This window comes from Caldimonas mangrovi (assembly GCF_023721835.1).
Lineage (GTDB): Bacteria > Pseudomonadota > Gammaproteobacteria > Burkholderiales > Burkholderiaceae_C > Caldimonas > Caldimonas mangrovi.
The window spans coordinates 37,620-53,625 of sequence record NZ_JAMKFE010000018.1; the positions used below are offsets into that span (position 1 = coordinate 37,620).

The 16,006-nt window shown below is 69.2% G+C and carries 18 protein-coding genes; 10 read left to right on the forward strand and 8 right to left on the reverse strand.

Annotated features, from left to right (window positions below; genetic code table 11):
• Window positions 1–3: 3 nt before the first annotated feature.
• The 4 genes from M8A51_RS22620 to M8A51_RS22635 all read right to left on the reverse strand — a co-directional run bounded on the left by M8A51_RS22620 (window position 4) and on the right by M8A51_RS22635 (window position 2,729).
• Complete coding sequence (locus M8A51_RS22620; RefSeq protein WP_251780810.1) at window positions 4–285, reverse strand: hypothetical protein; 282 nt, start codon at window positions 283–285, stop codon at window positions 4–6.
• Window positions 286–311: 26 nt separating this feature from the next.
• Window positions 312–698, reverse strand: a complete 387-nt coding sequence (locus tag M8A51_RS22625) for a DUF488 domain-containing protein (protein WP_251780811.1) — start codon at window positions 696–698, stop codon at window positions 312–314.
• A 66-nt stretch (window positions 699–764) separates the two neighbouring features.
• Complete coding sequence (locus M8A51_RS22630) at window positions 765–1,691, reverse strand: LysR family transcriptional regulator (RefSeq protein ID WP_251780812.1); 927 nt, start codon at window positions 1,689–1,691, stop codon at window positions 765–767.
• Between the two features lie 81 nt (window positions 1,692–1,772).
• Entirely contained in the window at window positions 1,773–2,729 is a 957-nt protein-coding gene (locus M8A51_RS22635; RefSeq protein ID WP_251780813.1) for an AraC family transcriptional regulator, read from the reverse strand.
• A 190-nt stretch (window positions 2,730–2,919) separates the two neighbouring features.
• Here M8A51_RS22635 and M8A51_RS22640 point away from each other — a divergent pair, with 190 nt between their 5' ends.
• Window positions 2,920–3,780, forward strand: coding sequence for a metallophosphoesterase (locus M8A51_RS22640; RefSeq protein ID WP_251780814.1), 861 nt, complete (start codon window positions 2,920–2,922; stop codon window positions 3,778–3,780).
• On the opposite strand, the gene M8A51_RS22645 is transcribed toward M8A51_RS22640, so the two are convergent.
• The gene (locus M8A51_RS22645; RefSeq protein WP_251780815.1) at window positions 3,764–4,135 is read right to left on the reverse strand and encodes a PEP-CTERM sorting domain-containing protein; all 372 of its coding nucleotides are present in this window, start codon (window positions 4,133–4,135) and stop codon (window positions 3,764–3,766) included. The genes M8A51_RS22640 and M8A51_RS22645 overlap by 17 nt on opposite strands.
• A gap of 207 nt (window positions 4,136–4,342) precedes the next feature.
• On the opposite strand from M8A51_RS22645, the gene M8A51_RS22650 reads away from it, so the two are divergent.
• From M8A51_RS22650 to M8A51_RS22660, 3 genes are read left to right on the forward strand one after another with little or no spacing between them, the layout of a single operon-like run.
• A complete protein-coding gene (locus tag M8A51_RS22650; protein ID WP_251780816.1) occupies window positions 4,343–5,266 on the forward strand; it encodes a branched-chain amino acid transaminase in 924 nt (307 codons plus the stop codon).
• Window positions 5,267–5,280: 14 nt separating this feature from the next.
• Window positions 5,281–5,499: a zinc-finger domain-containing protein gene (locus tag M8A51_RS22655; RefSeq protein WP_251780817.1), complete on the forward strand. Its 219-nt coding sequence runs from the start codon at window positions 5,281–5,283 to the stop codon at window positions 5,497–5,499.
• A gap of 25 nt (window positions 5,500–5,524) precedes the next feature.
• Window positions 5,525–6,889 (forward strand): TAXI family TRAP transporter solute-binding subunit, encoded by a 1,365-nt coding sequence (locus M8A51_RS22660; RefSeq protein WP_251780818.1) that lies wholly within the window; start codon window positions 5,525–5,527, stop codon window positions 6,887–6,889.
• 143 nt (window positions 6,890–7,032) lie between these two features.
• Here M8A51_RS22660 and M8A51_RS22665 read toward each other — a convergent pair whose 3' ends face one another.
• On the reverse strand, window positions 7,033–7,623 hold the full coding sequence (locus M8A51_RS22665; RefSeq protein ID WP_251780819.1) for an FxDxF family PEP-CTERM protein: 591 nt from the start codon (window positions 7,621–7,623) through the stop codon (window positions 7,033–7,035).
• Between the two features lie 262 nt (window positions 7,624–7,885).
• On the opposite strand from M8A51_RS22665, the gene M8A51_RS22670 reads away from it, so the two are divergent.
• From M8A51_RS22670 to M8A51_RS22695, 6 genes are read left to right on the forward strand one after another with little or no spacing between them, the layout of a single operon-like run.
• Window positions 7,886–9,091: an ROK family transcriptional regulator gene (locus M8A51_RS22670; protein WP_251780820.1), complete on the forward strand. Its 1,206-nt coding sequence runs from the start codon at window positions 7,886–7,888 to the stop codon at window positions 9,089–9,091.
• Complete coding sequence (locus tag M8A51_RS22675) at window positions 9,088–10,578, forward strand: sugar ABC transporter ATP-binding protein (protein ID WP_251780821.1); 1,491 nt, start codon at window positions 9,088–9,090, stop codon at window positions 10,576–10,578. Before M8A51_RS22670 ends, M8A51_RS22675 begins: the two co-directional genes overlap by 4 nt.
• Window positions 10,559–11,563: an ABC transporter permease gene (locus tag M8A51_RS22680; RefSeq protein ID WP_251780822.1), complete on the forward strand. Its 1,005-nt coding sequence runs from the start codon at window positions 10,559–10,561 to the stop codon at window positions 11,561–11,563. Before M8A51_RS22675 ends, M8A51_RS22680 begins: the two co-directional genes overlap by 20 nt.
• Before the next feature lie 52 nt (window positions 11,564–11,615).
• Window positions 11,616–12,584: a substrate-binding domain-containing protein gene (locus M8A51_RS22685; RefSeq protein ID WP_251780823.1), complete on the forward strand. Its 969-nt coding sequence runs from the start codon at window positions 11,616–11,618 to the stop codon at window positions 12,582–12,584.
• 17 nt (window positions 12,585–12,601) lie between these two features.
• A complete protein-coding gene (locus tag M8A51_RS22690) occupies window positions 12,602–13,603 on the forward strand; it encodes a sugar phosphate isomerase/epimerase family protein (protein WP_251780824.1) in 1,002 nt (333 codons plus the stop codon).
• Window positions 13,600–14,754, forward strand: coding sequence for a Gfo/Idh/MocA family protein (locus M8A51_RS22695; protein ID WP_251780825.1), 1,155 nt, complete (start codon window positions 13,600–13,602; stop codon window positions 14,752–14,754). The genes M8A51_RS22690 and M8A51_RS22695 overlap by 4 nt, the downstream gene beginning before the upstream one ends.
• A gap of 10 nt (window positions 14,755–14,764) precedes the next feature.
• Here the strand turns inward: M8A51_RS22695 and M8A51_RS22700 are convergent, their stop codons facing one another.
• Both M8A51_RS22700 and M8A51_RS22705 read right to left on the reverse strand, forming a co-directional pair.
• A complete protein-coding gene (locus M8A51_RS22700) occupies window positions 14,765–15,187 on the reverse strand; it encodes a protease complex subunit PrcB family protein (RefSeq protein WP_251780826.1) in 423 nt (140 codons plus the stop codon).
• Between the two features lie 158 nt (window positions 15,188–15,345).
• Window positions 15,346–15,933: a ferritin-like domain-containing protein gene (locus tag M8A51_RS22705; RefSeq protein WP_251780827.1), complete on the reverse strand. Its 588-nt coding sequence runs from the start codon at window positions 15,931–15,933 to the stop codon at window positions 15,346–15,348.
• Window positions 15,934–16,006 lie beyond the last annotated feature (73 nt).

Here is a 16,006-nt window from a genome sequence, read left to right on the forward strand (position 1 = left end):
TCGCTACACCGCCCACCCCCCTGACAAGGCTGCCACGGCGAGCGCCAGTGCCCCCAGGCCGATCAGCTCGACAACCAGGGCCACGCCGCCGGGGGCCTCGTCCTGCTGCGACCAGCGCTGCCGCGGCCAGCGGCCCGCACTGAGCAGGCGGCACAGCAGCCAGCCGACGGTCCAGCCAATGGTCTCGAACATCAGCTCCCAGCCGAGCCACAGCAGCCCTCGCAACAGCGCGAGCAGCAGCTTCGCGATCGGCCGGAGCAACATTTCCAGCACGTCGTCCATCATGTCCCCCTCAGGGCTGTGCCGCTTTCTCAGGCGAACCTGGCTCCCCGGTCCGCCAGCAGCGCCCGCAGAATCGAGCGGTGGCAGTGCGATTCGTCTTCGCAATAGCAGCCGACCGAGAAGTTCGCGTGATGCGACAGTGCCGCCAGCAGGTCGAGCGTGCGACTGTGGTCGGGCTCGGCCATCTCGGCGCGGAAGCGCTTCTCGAAGGCCTGCCACGCCTTCGGCGTGGTCGCCTGCTGCGCCGCCTTCATGGTCTCGACGCTGGGCGCCAGGTTGGGATACCAGACGTCGTACCAGTTCTGCGAGGCGAACTCGGTCTTCGGCACGCCCCGCGGCGGGCGACGTACCGTGCCGAGCCTCAGTCCTTCATCCGGCGCCCGCGCTGTGCCGAGCCGAACCACCCTCACTGCCATCGACCTCTCCTCGGCTGTCGTGGAGACGCGAGCATACGGCAGCTGCCGCGCCGGCGGGCACCATCGTCACGCCAGCGCAGGCACCGGGCCCTGGAGCACCGGCAACGCCGCGAAGGCGCCGACGAAACGCTCGATGAGCTGGCGCACGCGCAGCGGCTGGCTGCGCCGGGAGCAATACGCGAGATGCACGCCCGTCGGCGTGGGTCCCCATGAGCTGAGCACGTGCTGCAACTCGCCCTGCCTCAGTGCGTGCTCGGCCAGGGCCGCCGGCAGCAACGCCAGCCCCGCGCCATGCCGTGCGGCGGCGAGCAAGGCATGGGTGTCGCTCGCATGCAATGCCGCGGGCACGTTCATCTCGATCGTCTGCTGTGTCACTGGATGGCGGAAACACCACGCCCGCCCGCGTCCGCGAACGCCATGCGCCAGGCAGGCGTGCTGCAGAAGCTCCGACGGGTGCTTGGGGGTGCCGCGGCTGCGCAGGTAGGTCGGCGCCGCATACACGCCGAGCCGTATCTCGCCGACCCGGCGGGCAATCAACCCTCCGGGCATCTCGTCGGCCACACGCACCGCCAGATCGACCGACTGGGCCACCAGGTCGAGTGGCTCGTCGGTCAACAGCAGCTCGACCCGGACCCTGGGGTGCGTGGCCATGAAGTCCGAGAGCACCGGCGCCAGCGGCAGCACGCCGAAGTAGCTCGGCGCGGTGAGCCGGATCTCGCCTGACATGTCCGAGGCGCTCATGCTGCTGGTGGCCGCGAGTTCGGCATAGGCGTCGAGCAGGAGGCGCGCGCGATCGAGCACGTCCTGGCCCTCGACGGTGAGCGCGACGCGGCGTGTCGTGCGCTGCATCAGCCTCACACCGAGCATCGTTTCCAGGTCACGCACCGAGCGCGACACGGCAGGGTTGGAAAGGTTCAGGGCTTCGGCCGCCTTGGCGAAGCTGCGATGGTCGGCAACGGTCTTGAAGATTTCGAGCGCTTTGAGTCGGTCCATGGAAAGCAGTGTCGCGCGCGACGCGTGCGCAGCGGTAGCGCATTCCTGCGCGCTTCATGCGCGATCCTGCAAGCTTCGCGCTCAGGCGCGAGCGTGAGGGTTCGGCTGGCGCAGGCCGCGGATATCGCGAGCCGGCGGCAGCCCGAACAGGCGTGCATATTCGCGACTGAACTGCGACGGGCTTTCGTAGCCCACGCGATGCCCCGCCGTCGCTGCGTCGACGCCCTCGGCCAGCATCAGCCGGCGTGCCTCCTGCAGGCGCAACTGCTTCTGGTATTGCAACGGGCTCATTGCCGTGACGGCCTTGAACTGATGGTGCAAGGACGACACGCTCATGTGCACGCTGCGGGCCATGTCCTCGACACGCAGCGGTTCCCGGTAGTGCTGCTGCAGCCATGCGATGGCGCGCGAGATCCGCTGGCCGCGACTGTCCGGCGTCGCCACCTGCGCGAGGCGCCAGCCGTGCTCGGACGTGAGCAACCGATAGAGGATCTCTCGTATCACCAGCGGCGCCAGCGCAGGGATGTCGGCCGGGGTTTCGAGCAGCCGGACGAGACGCAGCACGGCATCGAGCATGGCGGAACTCGTCATGCCGGTGAACAGCCCCCGCGGGCAACCGTTGCGGGGCTCGGCAGGCCGGCCGATGTCGAGCATCAGCGCCGCCAGTTCGCGCGTGTCGATGTCCAGCCGGAAGCTGAGGTAGGGTTGCTCGGGCAAGGCCCCGATCACTTCGCCCGAGACGGGCAGGTCGTGCGCCACGCACAGATAGTGCAAGGCATCGTACTCGGTGATCTCGTCGGCCAGCAGCACACGCTTGCGCCCCTGAGCGATCAGGCACAGCGCAGGCTGGCACACGCCGTGGACCGGCTTGACGTCCTGCGACGATCGCATCAGGTGCATGCCCGGGATGGCCGTCGCGTGCACGCCGTCCTGCAACACCTGGCGCTCGATGCGAGCGGCCAGCTCTGCCCGGCGCAGCACACGCTGCAGGGCGTCATCGTCGGCTCTTTCGATGGCCGGAGCGGCGGAGGTCGGCATGTGCGCAGCATAGAGCCTGCCGGCACAGACGGGGTGACCCACGGGCCGGCTTTGCAGGATCAGGCAAGAACGCCGCACTGCACGGCAAGCCGGCGAGATGCGGCGCACCCGGACCCGGCGCTCGGCGCTCGGCGCCCGGGGGGTCCGTCCCGGCCGGTATCCTGCTCGCTGATCGACTTCGCAGCCCGCCATGCGCATCCAACTGCTGTCCGACCTGCATCTGGAAAGCCAGCCCGGTTTCGCCGCCGAGGCCGTCCCCGGTGCCGACCTGCTGGTGCTGGCCGGCGACATCGGCTCCTACCAGCGCGGCTCGCGGCTGGCCGAGCGGGATTTCGGGCTGGCCCGGTTCTCGCCGCGGCGCGGCGCCCCCTGGCCGCGCGTGCTGTACGTGCCCGGCAACCACGAATACGACGCGCTGGACTTCGACGAGACGCACGCGCGTTTGCGCTCGCTGTGCGACGAACTGGACATCGTCTGGCTCGAGCGCGAAGTGCTCATGCTGGGCCGCATCCGCTTCGTCGGCACCACCCTGTGGAGCGATTTCGACGCGCTGGCATCGGGCGACACGGCAGCGACGCTGAAGCAGCGCGGCAAGGCCTTGCGCTCCGCCGACTACTACCTGAGCCGCAACACCACGCTGCGTGAGGGCCAGCCGATGCTGGCGGCGGCCCTGCGGGAACTGGGGCTGGAATGCCAGGCCTGGCTGGAACAGGCGCTGCAAACGCCGTTCGACGGCACCACGGTGGCCGTCACGCACTTTGCGCCCAGCCTGCGCAGCGCCGATCCGCGCTACGGCGTGACGCCATCGACAGCCGGCTTCTGCAACGCGCTCGACCATCTGCTGCCGCACGCCGATCTGTGGCTGCACGGCCACCTGCACTGCCTGAATGATTACGTGGTGGAGGGCGAACGGGGCGACGGACAGCGGTGGCGCTGTCGTGTCGTCGCCAACCCGCTGGGCTACGAAAGCAAGGGCGAGCAGGAAGGGTTCCGGGAGGGCTTTTTCATCGACCTGCCTGAGCCGCCTCCCGCCGCTACAGCGGGAACTTGAGCGACGGCAGCACCGGACGCGTGGCGCGGCGACGCAGCGCGATCAACGCCACCAGGGCGAGGCCGGCGAGCATCATCCCGAAGCGGTGCGGCTCGGGCACCGGCGAAACGCCGGCCGGCCCGGTCGGGGCGGCCGCGAACGAGCCCGGCGCAACCGGGGTCGGGTCGGTGCCGGTGCCCTCCCACACGGCGGGCGCCGCCGCGCAGGCCGTCACCGCCACGCAGGTCTCCACGCTCGGTGGCGGCCGGTCGTGCAGACCGTCGGAAAAGCTCTGGGCGCCCGCCCCTGTCGGAACGGCTGCCAGCGCCACGGCCCCCACAAGCACCCATGCCTCCCATCCCCTGCGAAACTCCACCGTCCGGACTCCTGCGTGCCGCCGGCCCGCGCGGGCCCCGTTCGCGGCAACGCCTGCAGCGTAGCCGACGTAACCTAATGTTTCAATGCCTCGCGGCCGAGGCCCTGTGAAATCTGCGGCGCGGCCGGCGCCGGACCGGAGCCGGTGCCCCGGGGCGAAACCGTAAAATCCCCGGCTTCTCGACCCCCAATGACTGAGGAGCCCATCATGTCGATGGCTGACCGCGACGGAAAGATCTGGATCGACGGCGAGCTGGTGGACTGGCGCGACGCCAAGATCCACGTGCTGACCCACACGCTGCATTACGGCTGTGGCGCCTTCGAGGGCGTGCGCGCCTACAACACGGCCCAGGGCACCGCGATCTTCCGTCTGCGCGAGCACACCGAGCGGCTGTTCAACAGCGCCAAGATCCTGCGCATGAAGCTTCCGTACACCGTGGAACAGGTGATGGACGCCCAGAAGGAAGTCGTGCGCGTCAACAAGCTCGAAAGCTGCTACATCCGCCCGCTGACCTGGATCGGCTCGGAAAAGCTGGGGGTCAGCCCGAAGGGCAACACCATCCACCTGATGATCGCCGCCTGGTCCTGGGGCGCCTATCTCGGCGAGGAAGGCCTGAAGCGCGGCATCCGCGTGAAGACTTCCAGCTATACCCGCCACCACGTCAACATCACGATGACGCAGGCCAAGACGGTGTCGAACTACACCAACTCCATCCTGGCCAACATGGAAGCCACCGACGACGGCTACGACGAAGCCATGCTGCTGGACGCGTCCGGCTTCGTCTCCGAGGGCGCCGGCGAGAACCTGTTCATCATCAAGAACGGCGTGGTCTACACGCCGGACCTGTCCGCCGGCGCCCTGAACGGCATCACGCGCAACACGATCTTCGCGATCTGCGCCGACCTGGGACTGAAGATCGTCGAGAAGCGCATCACGCGTGACGAGGTCTACATCGCCGACGAGGCCTTCTTCACCGGCACCGCCGCCGAAGTGACGCCGATCCGCGAGCTCGACCGCATCGAGATCGGCGCCGGCCAGCGCGGGCCGGTGACCGAGAAGATCCAGAGCGCGTTCTTCGACATCGTCAACGGCCGCAACGGCAAGTACGCCGAGTGGCTCAGCAAGGTTTGAACGAGGCACCCGCCATGAGCACCCCCCCGAAGAGTTTCGTCAAGTCGGTGGTCGAGGTCACTGCCAAAGACCTGCAAGGCCACGGCGCGGTGTTCTGCCCCAACCCGAAGATGCCGCTGTGGAGCAACCACCCGCGGGTGTTCCTGCAGGTGACGGCCGAGGGCGAGGCGCGCTGCCCGTATTGCGGCACCGTCTACCGGCTGAAGGCGGGCGAAAAGGTGCACGGCCATTGAACGCACGGCGCTGGGGCGGGTTCGCATGAGCTTCTCCCGCCTCAGGCTGCTGGTGCTGTCGCTGCGCGACCTGATCCCGGCCACCACGCCGGTGATCGTGATCGCGCTGCTGCTGATCGTCGGCGCCTTCTGGCTGCTCGACCCGACGCCGCCCAAGCGGCTGGTGATGGCCACCGGCGCCGAGCAGAGCGCCTACGAGGTGCTGGGCCGGCGCTACCGCGACGCGCTGGCGCCGTTCGGCATCGAGGTCGAGTTGCGCGCGTCGGCCGGCTCGGCCGAGAACCTCGCGTCGCTGCAGAGCGCCGGCTCGGGTGTCGACGTCGCCTTCGTGCAGGGCGGCACCTACCGCCCGCCGCCTGGAGAACACGACCCGCACGACCTGGATCTGGCCTCCCTCGGCAGCCTGTTCTACGAACCGGTGTGGCTGTTCTACCGCGAAGACAGCGCCAAGCGGCTGCTGAAGAAGCCGCGCCTGGAGTCGATCACCGAGCTGAAGGGCTGGCGCATGAATGCCGGCGCGCCGGGCAGCGGGGTCAAGGTGCTGGCCGAGGAACTGCTCGAGCTGAACGCGCTGCCGCCCCAGGAGCTGCAGCTCAGCCACCTGGCCAACACGCCGGCCGTGGTCGAGCTGCTGGAGGCGCGCTCCGATGCCATGCTGTTCGTCTCGGCGCCCCACTCGCCGCTGATCCAGATGCTGCTGCAGACGCCCGGCATCCGGCTGTTCAGCTTCTCGCAGGCGCAGGCCTATGCGCGCAAGCTGCCGTACCTGTCGGCGGTGACACTGCCGCGCGGCGTCGTCGACCTGAGCCGCGACCTGCCGGGCGAAGACGTGCAGTTGATCGCACCGACCGCCACCCTGGTCGCCCGCGAGGGGCTGCACCCGGCCCTGGTGCAGTTGTTGATGCAGGCCGCCGGCCGCATCCACGGCGAGCCGGGCTGGTTTGCCCACAGCGGCGAGTTCCCGAACGCCACCGCGACCGACCTGCCTTTGTCGGGTGAAGCGGCCCGCTATCTGAAGAATGGCGCGCCCTGGCTGCAGCGCTACCTGCCGTTCTGGGTCTCCAACCTGGTCGACCGGATGTGGGTGGCGCTGCTGTCCATCGTCGCGGTGCTGATTCCGCTGTCGCGCCTGGTGCCGCCGCTGTACGAATTCCGAGTGCGCTCGCGGGTGTTCCGCTGGTATGCCCGGTTGCGCGAGGTGGAAGACGCGCTGGAACGCGGCGACGTCGACCGCGAGGAATTGCTGCAGCAGCTCAACGACGTCGAGGCCCGCGCCGCTCACATCACCTTGCCGCTGTCGTATGCCGACGAGCTGTATGCGTTGCGACAGCATATCGATCTGGTGCGCAGCAAGCTGCGCAACGCGGCGCCGGCCACCACGGCCGCCTGACCGGCAAGAAAAAAGGCGCTTCGCCCACGGTGGGGCGCGTTCGGCTGGGAGCGCTCGGGTGCAGCCCGGAGCGGGCACGGGCGTTCGGCGAAGAACCAGAAAAAAGCCGCCCGCAGGCGGCTTTCGGTCGGGACGCGGGGCCGTCAGCGCTGCGAGCGGCGGCGCACTGCGTAGCCGACGCCGAGCAGGCCGAGCGCCATCATCGCGTAGGTGCCGGGTTCGGGGGCGTGCGACACGTATTCCACGCCGACATTGCCGTCGTAGTAGCCGCTGCCGGAAGCGCCGAAGATGGCGCCGTAGATCGCCAGCGTGTAGTCGCCGGCCAGCAGGTCGGTGGCGAAGAAGCTGGCGCGCTCGGCCCCACCGATGCCGAAGCCGGTGCCGACGAAGGTTTCGACGCCGTCGAAGATCAGCGAGATCGCCTGCACGCTGATGCCGGACAGGAACTGGCCGAAGGTCGGGCTGCCGGGAGTGAAGTCTCGCTGCAGGTGCAGGTCGAACTGCCCGACCATCGAACTCGCCGGGTCGGTGAGCGTGAAGCTGTAGTACTCGGTGAAGCTGCGGCTCGGATCCCCGTTAGGACCGCTGCCACCGGTGCAGCTGCTGGACAGGCCCGCACTCGGCATGCCGCCCGGCAGCGCCCCGAGGCTGAAGGTGGACGGTGTGCACGTGGCCGCTGAAGCGGCGCCGGCGAACAGCAGGGCCGCCGAAACGAGCAGAGATCTGATGAGCATGTGTTTCCCCTGTAATTTCTCGTGATGTGGCTCGCATGGTCGAAGTGCGCCCTTACCCCGTCAAGCCCCCTGCGCCCCCCTGCTTGAGGGTGCTGTCGCATCGGCCGCACAGTGCGGGTGCCGAAAATTACCTCCACGGACGGCCCGTGCGCGGCACTTTGGCCAGTTTATGGTCGAAGATCAGTCTTGAACCACCAAAGTCGGCTGCCTAGCATCCACTTCGTCCACAAGCGGCACAGACCGTCCGGGCACAGGAGACAACGTGATCGATTGGAACGACCTCGCGCCGGCCGAACTCACCTTGCTGGAAACCGTGTTCTGGGCCAGCGGCGCCTCGCGTCATGAACTGGCCTCGCGGGCCGATTTTTCCAAGAGCAAGGCCAACGCCGCTGTGGCCGGCCTGGTCGAGCGCGGGCTGATCGAAGAAACCGGCCTGCGCGATTCCAGCGGCGGCCGCCGGCCCGAGACCCTGCGGCTGGCCCGCAGCGTCGGCGTGCTGGTCGGCATCGACCTCGGCGCCACCAGCCTGGACGTCGCGGTGATGGCGCCGGACCTCACCGTGCTGGCCCACCATGCCGAAGCAGCCGACGTGCGAGCCGGGCCGGGTGTGATCGTCTCGCGTGTGCGCTCGCTGCTGCGCGAGCTGCTGCGCCGCTGCGACGCGAGCGCGTCCCAGGTGATCGGCATCGGCATGGGGGTGCCGGGCCCGGTGGAATTCGAAAGCGGCCTGCTCGTGAACCCGCCGTTGATGCCCGGCTGGGAAGGCTTCTCGATCCGCGACTACCTGCGCGAGGACTACCGCGCCCCGGCCTTCATCGACAACGACGTGAACCTGATGGCGCTGGCCGAGCTGTGGCGCCTGGGGCGGCAACTGCCCAACTTCCTGGTCATCAAGGTCGGCACCGGCGTCGGCTGCGGCATCGTCTGCCATGGCGAGGTCTACCGCGGCACCGAGGGCTCCGCCGGCGACGTGGGCCACATCTGCGTGGACTACGAGGGCCCGCGCTGCCACTGCGGCAACCTGGGCTGCGTGGAGGTGATGGCCGCGGCGCCGGCGGTCTCGCGCCTGGCGGCCGAGGCGGCCCGCTCGGGCGAGAGCCCGCTGCTGGCGCAGTGGCTGCAAGAACGCGGCGCGCTGCAACCCGAAGACGTCGGCCAGGCCAGCCGCTCGGGCGATGTGGCGGCCAACGCGATCATCCAGCGCAGCGGGCAGCTGATCGGCCGCATGCTGGCGTCGCTGGTCAATTTCTTCAACCCGTCGCACGTGTTCATCGGCGGTGGGCTGTCGCGCATCGGGCCGCTGTACCTGGCGTCGATCCGGCAGAGCGTCTACCACCGCTCGCTGGCGTTGTCGACGCGGCACCTGCACATCGAGTACGCACCGCTGGGCGAACGCGCCGGGGTGATCGGCGCCGGGGTGCTGGCGCTGCAGGAAACGCTGCGCCGCAGGGGGCAGGTGCAGCCATGAGCTTGCGCATCGGCTTCGACGGCATCGTCAAGGCGTTCGGCCCGGTGCAGGTGCTGCACGGCGTCAGCTTCGAGCTGGAGCCCGGGCGCGTCTACGGGCTGCTGGGCGAGAACGGTGCCGGCAAGTCGACGCTGATGAAGATCCTGGCCGGCTACGAAGCGCCGACCGCGGGCCAGGTGCGGCTCGACGGCCAGCCGGTGCACTTCGGCGGCCCGCGCGACGCCGAAGCTCGCGGCATCGTGCTGATCCACCAGGAATTCAACCTGGCCGAGCACCTGACGATCGCGCAGAACGTGTTCCTGGGCCACGAACTTCGCCGCGGCCTGCTGCTCGACGACCGCGCCATGCGCCGCGAAACGGCGCAGGTGATGCAGGAGGTGGGTCTGTCGGCCGACCCCGACACGCCGGTGCGCCAGCTCATCGTGGCCGAGAAGCAGCTGGTCGAGATCGCCAAGGCCTTGTCGCGCCGCGCCCGCGTGCTGATCATGGACGAGCCGACCGCGACGCTGACGCCCAGCGAGACCGCGCGGCTGTTCGAGCTGATCGCGCGGCTGCGCCGCCAGGGCGTCACGCTGCTGTACATCTCGCACAAGCTCGACGAAGTGGAGCGCATCACCGACGAGATCGTCGTGATGCGCGACGGCCGCTTCGTCACGCGCGCACCCACTTCCAGCGTGACGCGCCACGAGATGGCCAACCTGATGGTCGGGCGCGAGCTGTCCGACATGTTCCCGCCGCGCGAGCCGGCGCCGGCCGGCTCGCAGCCGCCGTTGCTGCGCGTGCAGGGCCTGAGCGTGCCGGGCTGGGCCGAGGAGGTCGGGTTCGAGGTGCGCGGCGGCGAGATCCTCGGCTTCGCCGGGCTGGTCGGCGCCGGGCGCACCGAATTGTTCGAGGGGCTGGTCGGCCTGCGCCCCCGCAGCGCGGGGCGCGTCGAACTGTCCGGCCACGAGGTGCGGTTGCGCCATCCGCGCGATGCTGCCGAGCATGGGCTGACCTACCTGAGCGAAGACCGCAAAGGGCGCGGCCTGCACGTCGACCTGGGGCTGCGGCAGAACCTGACGCTGATGGCGCTGAAGCGCTACACGACGCCGCTGCTCTACCCGGCGGCCGAGCGCCGCGCGCTGCAGCAGGCCGTGCAGGACTTCGGCATCCGCACCGGCAACACCGAGGTGCGGGCCGCGTCGCTGTCGGGCGGCAACCAGCAGAAGCTGGCGCTGGCCAAAGTGCTGCACCCCGACCCGCGTGTGATCGTGCTCGACGAGCCCACGCGCGGCGTCGACGTCGGCGCCAAGCGCGACATCTATTTCCTGATCCAGCGGCTGGCCCGCGAAGGCCGCGCGGTGGTGGTGATCTCGTCCGAACTGATGGAGCTGATCGGCCTGTGCCACCGGGTTGCCGTGATGCGCGCCGGGCGGCTGCAGGCCACGCTCGACGCCCATCAACTCACCGAAGAGGAGCTGATCGCCCATGCCACCGGCACCCGCTGAACCCATCCCTCGCTGGCGCGCAGCGCTGCAACTGCTGGCACGCCTGCATGCGCTGGGCCCCTTCGTCGGGCTGGTGCTGCTGTGCATCGCCGGCGCGATGCTCAACGAAAACTTCGCCACCGCCGACAACGCGATGAACGTGCTCACGCGCACCGCCTTCATCGGCATCATCGCAGTCGGCATGTGCTTCGTGATCATCTCGGGCGGCATCGACCTGTCGGTCGGCTCGATGGCCGCGCTGATCGCCGGCAGCATGATCCTGCTGATGAACCGGCTGGCGCCGCAGCTCGGCTCGCCGGTGCTCGTGGTGGCGCTCGGCATGGTTTTCGCGGTGGTGCTGGGCGCGCTGTTCGGGCTGGGGCACGGGCTGCTGATCACCAAGGGGCGCATCGAGCCCTTCATCGTCACGCTCGGCACGCTGGGCATCTTCCGCGCCTACCTCACCTACTTCTCGGACGGCGGCGCGATCACGCTCGACATGGAGCTGTCGGACGCCTACAGCCCGGTCTACTACGGCAGCGTGCTCGGCATTGCCATCCCGATATGGATCTTCATCGCGGTCGCGCTGCTCGGCGGCCTGATCCTGAACCGCACCGCCTACGGCCGCTACGTGCAGGCCATCGGCTCCAACGAGCAGGTGGCGCGCTACGCCGCGGTCGACGTCGACCGTGTCAAGGTGCTGACCTACATGCTGCTCGGCGTGTGCGTCGGGGTGGCGACGGTGCTGTATGTGCCGCGGCTCGGCTCGGCCTCGCCGACCACCGGGCTGCTGTGGGAACTCGAGGCCATCGCCGCCGTGATCGTCGGCGGCACCGCGCTGAAGGGCGGCGCCGGCAGCGTGACCGGCACCGTGGTCGGCGCGGTGCTGCTGTCGGTCATCAGCAACATCCTCAACCTCACCAGCCTCATCAGCGTGTACCTGAATGCCGCGGTGCAAGGCTTTGCCATCGTTCTCGTCGCTTTCCTGCAGCGCGGGCGGCGTTGAACACGACTCACGTGCTGCAGGCATTTCCCGCAAGACCACAGGAGACAAGTCCATGAAACTGATCAAGCGCATGCTGGCTCTGGGAGCCGTCTCGATGGCCGCGCTCGCCGCCGCGCCCGCCACGGCGCAGAAGAACGACAAGCTCACGCTCGGCGTGGCGATTCCTGCCGCGACCCACAGCTTCACGGCCGGCATCGTCTGGTGGGCCAACCAGGCCAAGAAGGAACTGGAAAAGCAGCACCCCAACCTGGAGATCATCGTCAAGACCGCCGGCGGTGCGCCGCAGCAGGCCAACCAGCTGCAGGATCTGGTCACCGTCAACAAGATCAACGCGCTGGTGATCTTTCCGTTCGAGTCGGCTGCGCTGACGCAGCCCGTCGCACAGGTGAAGAACAAGGGCGTGTACGTGACCGTGGTCGACCGTGGCCTCACCGACACCAGCGCGCAGGACGCCTATGTGGCCGGCGACAACACGGCCTTCGGCAAGCTGCCGGCCGAATACCTGGTCAAGCGCCTGAACGGCAAGGGCAACATCGTCGCGCTGCGCGGCATCCCGACCACGCTCGACAACGAGCGCATGGACGCCTTCCAGTCGGTGATCAAGCAGCATCCCGGCATCAAGCTGCTCGACGCGAAGTACGGCAACTGGAACCGCGACGACGCGTTCAAGGTGATGCAGGACTACCTGACGCGCTTCAAGCACATCGACGCGGTGTGGGCGGCCGACGACGACATGGCCGTGGGCGTGCTGCGCGCGATCGAGCAGGCCAAGCGCAACGACATCCAGATCGTCTTCGGCGGTGCGGGTGCCAAGGGCATGGTCAAGACGCTGATCGACGGCAAGAACAAGCTGATCGAGGCCAACGTCTCCTACTCGCCGAAATTCATGTACGACGCCATCAAGCTGACCGCCGAAGCACGCCTGAAAGGCGAGAAGCTCCCGGCCACGACCATCATCCCGTCGGTGCTGATCACGAAGGAGAACGCCCGGCAGTTCTACTTCCCCGACTCGCCGTTCTGACGCCGCGGGAGCACGCCATGGCCAGACCCGTCACCCTCTTCACCGGCCAGTGGGCCGACCTGCCCCTGCGCGAGCTGGCGCCGCTGGCCCGGCGCATGGGCTACGACGGCCTCGAGCTCGCCTGCTGGGGCGACCACTTCAACGTGCAGGAGGCGCTGGCTTCCGAGGCCTACGTGAAGGACCGGCGCGCGCTGCTCGAATCGCACGGCCTGCAATGCTTCGCGATCGGCAACCACCTGGTCGGCCAGGCCGTGTGCGACCTGGTCGATGCACGCCACCAGGCCATCGTGCCGGCGCACGTCTGGGGCGACGGCGACCCCGAAGGCGTGCGCCGGCGCGCCGCACAGGAGATGCAGGACACCGCGCGTGCCGCTGCGGCCTTCGGCGTCAAGACGGTGACCGGCTTCACCGGCTCGTCGATCTGGCACGCCACCTACGCCTTCCCGCCCACCACCCAGGCCTACTGGGACGCCGGTTTCGCCGACTTCGCACGGCGCTGGACACCCATCCTCGACGTGTTCGAGCAGTGCGGCATCAATTTCGCGCTCGAGGTGCATCCCACCGAGATCGCGTTCGACATCGCCAGCGCCCAGCGCGCCATCGAGGCGGTGGCCGGCCACCGCCGCTTCGGCTTCAACTTCGACCCCAGCCACCTGGCCTACCAGGGGGTCGACTACGTGAAGTTCATCCGGACCTTCAGCGAGCGCATCTACAACGCCCACATGAAGGACGTCTGGTGGGGCAAGGGTGACGGCACGGTCGGCGTGTTCGGCGGCCACACCAGCTTCGGCGACGCGCGTCGCTACTGGGACTTCCGCAGCGTGGGCCGCGGCATGGTGGACTTCGAATCCATCATCGTCGCGCTCAACGACATCGGCTACGCCGGGCCCTTGAGCGTGGAGTGGGAAGACAGCCGCATGGACCGCGTGCACGGCGCCACCGAAAGCGCCGCGTTCTGCAAGCGGCTCGACTTCGAGCCGGCGGCACAGGCGTTCGACGCCGCCTTCGAGAAGAAATGATGAGACCCCTACGCTACGCGATGGTCGGCGGTGGCCGTGACGCCTTCATCGGCGGCGTGCACCGGCAGGCGATGGCGCTGGACGGCCGGATGCAGCTGGTCGCGGGCGCCTTGTCGTCGGACCCGGACAAGGCGCGCGCCTCGGGGCGCGACCTGCACCTGCCCGACGACCGCAACCACGGCCGCTGGCAGGACCTGCTCGACGACGAGCTGCGCCGCCCGCCGGACCAACGCATCGACTTCGTCTGCATCGTCACGCCCAACCACGTGCACTACCCGGTGGCGCTGGCGTTTGCCGAGGCCGGCATCCACGTCGTGTGCGACAAGCCGCTGACGCACACCAGCGTAGAGGCCCAGGCGCTGGTGCGCGCCAGTGGTGCCGCCGGCACCGTGTTCGGCGTCACCTACAACTACACCGGCTACCCGATGGTGCGCCAGGCCCGCGAGATGGTTCGTTCGGGCGCGATCGGCGAGGTGCGCAAAGTGGTGGTCGAGTACCACCAGGGCTGGCTGGCCACCCAGGTCGAACGCGGCGGCAACAAGCAGGCCGACTGGCGCACCGACCCGGCCCGCAGCGGCCTGGCTGGGGCCATCGGCGACATCGGCTCGCATGCCGAGAACCTGGTCGCCACGGTGACCGGACTGGAGATCGAGGCCCTGTGCGCCGACCTGACGGCCTTCGTGCCGGGGCGACGGCTCGATGACGACGGCAACCTGCTGCTGCGCTACCGCAACGGCGCGCGCGGTGTGCTGATGACCTCGCAGGTGGCGGCCGGCTGCGAGAACGACCTGAGCCTGCGCGTGCACGGCACGCTAGGCTCGCTCGCCTGGCGCCAGGAAGAACCCAACCTGCTGCTGCACGCCCCGATCGACGGCCCCCGTCGTGTGCTGACCCGAGGCTCGCCGTGGCTGTGCGATGCGGCGCGACGCGCCACCCGGCTGCCGGCCGGGCACCCCGAGGCTTTCCTCGAGGCGTTCGCGAACGTCTATCTGGGCGTGGCAGAAGGGATACGCGCCGCGCAAGCCGGCCGGGCACCTTTGCCCGGCGAGGCCGACTACCCGACGGTGCATGACGGCGCGCGCGGCGTTCGCTTCATCGAGAAGACCGTGGAGTCCGCGGCATCGGCGGCGAAGTGGACCGACTGGGATTGAGCAGGACCCTTCAGCCGCCCACCGCGGCCTTGCCGACCAGCACGTCGCCGTCGACGTCGCGCACTTCCAGCACCCGCCAGTCGCCGCGCGGCACCGTCAGCAGCAGGCACGGGCGCGACAAGGCCATCGCCTGCATGCTGCCGGGCGCCGGGCGCACCAGGCGCACCGGCAGTCGCAGCACCTCGCCGCGCTGCGCCACCGCCGACGCCTGCAGCTCGATGCCGTAGCCCAGCGTCGGCTGCGTGTCCATCGTGTAGGCGACGACACGCTGGCGCGACCAGTCGACCGGCGCCTCGAACACCGCCGCCGGGTCGCGGCCGCCGAGCGCCTGCCGCCAGGCGGCCTCGGTGTCGAACACAGCCGCGCCTTCGCCGCGCCAGGGGCACTGGCTGGCTTGGCGCTGCTGCAACACCTGGACGGGGCGGTCGGTCATGGCGTTTCCGGAAGGGCCGGCACACGCGGTGCCGAGCGCCAGCACGGCCGGAGCGACGGCGCGGCGCAAATGAAGAAAAAACGAGGTCGTCATCAGACCAGTTTCTAGCGCATTCACGCGCCGTCGCGCCGCCAGGGTGTTTCGGCGTGTGCCGGCGCTCAGGCACCGAACGACAGCGCCGTGGCGGGCAGCGCGCGGCCGAGCGCGTTGTTCAGCAGCGTCCAGTGATAGGCCTCGTCGGCCGCAAGCCGGCCGGACACCTTGGCCAATTGCGCATCCTTGAACGACGGGATCACGCTCAGGTAGGCATGGGTCGCACCCAGCTCCAGCCGCGCGGCCAGGTCCAGCACGTCGGCCTGGGACTTCAGCGTCTCGGCCTTCAACGAGCGCGCATAGTCTTCCGGCTTGAGTTCGGCGACCGGCGTGCCGCCGAGCTTGCGGATCGTGGCGACCAAGGCGTCGCGATGGGCCTTGTGGTCGGCCTGGAAGCGCACCGCGATGTCGAGCACCGGCTTTTGCAGCAGGCCGCTGCCGGCGCCGAGCTGGTAGGCGTTGATCGCCTCGTGTTCCAGCGTCAGCGCTATGTTGAGGATGCCGGTGTCGGCGGCCGCGTCGGTGCCGGCCGCCTTCGCCAGCGCGTCGCGTCCGGCCAGCAGCATGACAGCACCGGCCGAGAGCACGCTGCCCGCCAACAGGCGGCGGCGCGCAGGCAGCAGGGGCGAAGAGGGGAGGTGCAGGTCGTTCATCGCGGTTCTCCTGAGTTGCGGGCGCCCGAGCACGACATGCGCCGGGTCGCCACAAGCCAGTTACGCAGCGATG

Coding starts and splice junctions, on each gene's coding strand:
- M8A51_RS22695 (WP_251780825.1), top strand. CDS start 13,600: ATGATGAGACCCCTACGCTACGCGATGGTCGGCGGTGGCCGTGACGCC.
- M8A51_RS22640 (WP_251780814.1), top strand. CDS start 2,920: ATGCGCATCCAACTGCTGTCCGACCTGCATCTGGAAAGCCAGCCCGGT.
- M8A51_RS22700 (WP_251780826.1), bottom strand. CDS start 15,187: ATGACCGACCGCCCCGTCCAGGTGTTGCAGCAGCGCCAAGCCAGCCAG.
- M8A51_RS22675 (WP_251780821.1), top strand. CDS start 9,088: ATGAGCTTGCGCATCGGCTTCGACGGCATCGTCAAGGCGTTCGGCCCG.
- M8A51_RS22655 (WP_251780817.1), top strand. CDS start 5,281: ATGAGCACCCCCCCGAAGAGTTTCGTCAAGTCGGTGGTCGAGGTCACT.
- M8A51_RS22665 (WP_251780819.1), bottom strand. CDS start 7,623: ATGCTCATCAGATCTCTGCTCGTTTCGGCGGCCCTGCTGTTCGCCGGC.
- M8A51_RS22625 (WP_251780811.1), bottom strand. CDS start 698: ATGGCAGTGAGGGTGGTTCGGCTCGGCACAGCGCGGGCGCCGGATGAA.
- M8A51_RS22630 (WP_251780812.1), bottom strand. CDS start 1,691: ATGGACCGACTCAAAGCGCTCGAAATCTTCAAGACCGTTGCCGACCAT.
- M8A51_RS22685 (WP_251780823.1), top strand. CDS start 11,616: ATGAAACTGATCAAGCGCATGCTGGCTCTGGGAGCCGTCTCGATGGCC.
- M8A51_RS22690 (WP_251780824.1), top strand. CDS start 12,602: ATGGCCAGACCCGTCACCCTCTTCACCGGCCAGTGGGCCGACCTGCCC.
- M8A51_RS22680 (WP_251780822.1), top strand. CDS start 10,559: ATGCCACCGGCACCCGCTGAACCCATCCCTCGCTGGCGCGCAGCGCTG.
- M8A51_RS22635 (WP_251780813.1), bottom strand. CDS start 2,729: ATGCCGACCTCCGCCGCTCCGGCCATCGAAAGAGCCGACGATGACGCC.
- M8A51_RS22705 (WP_251780827.1), bottom strand. CDS start 15,933: ATGAACGACCTGCACCTCCCCTCTTCGCCCCTGCTGCCTGCGCGCCGC.
- M8A51_RS22660 (WP_251780818.1), top strand. CDS start 5,525: ATGAGCTTCTCCCGCCTCAGGCTGCTGGTGCTGTCGCTGCGCGACCTG.
- M8A51_RS22650 (WP_251780816.1), top strand. CDS start 4,343: ATGTCGATGGCTGACCGCGACGGAAAGATCTGGATCGACGGCGAGCTG.
- M8A51_RS22620 (WP_251780810.1), bottom strand. CDS start 285: ATGATGGACGACGTGCTGGAAATGTTGCTCCGGCCGATCGCGAAGCTG.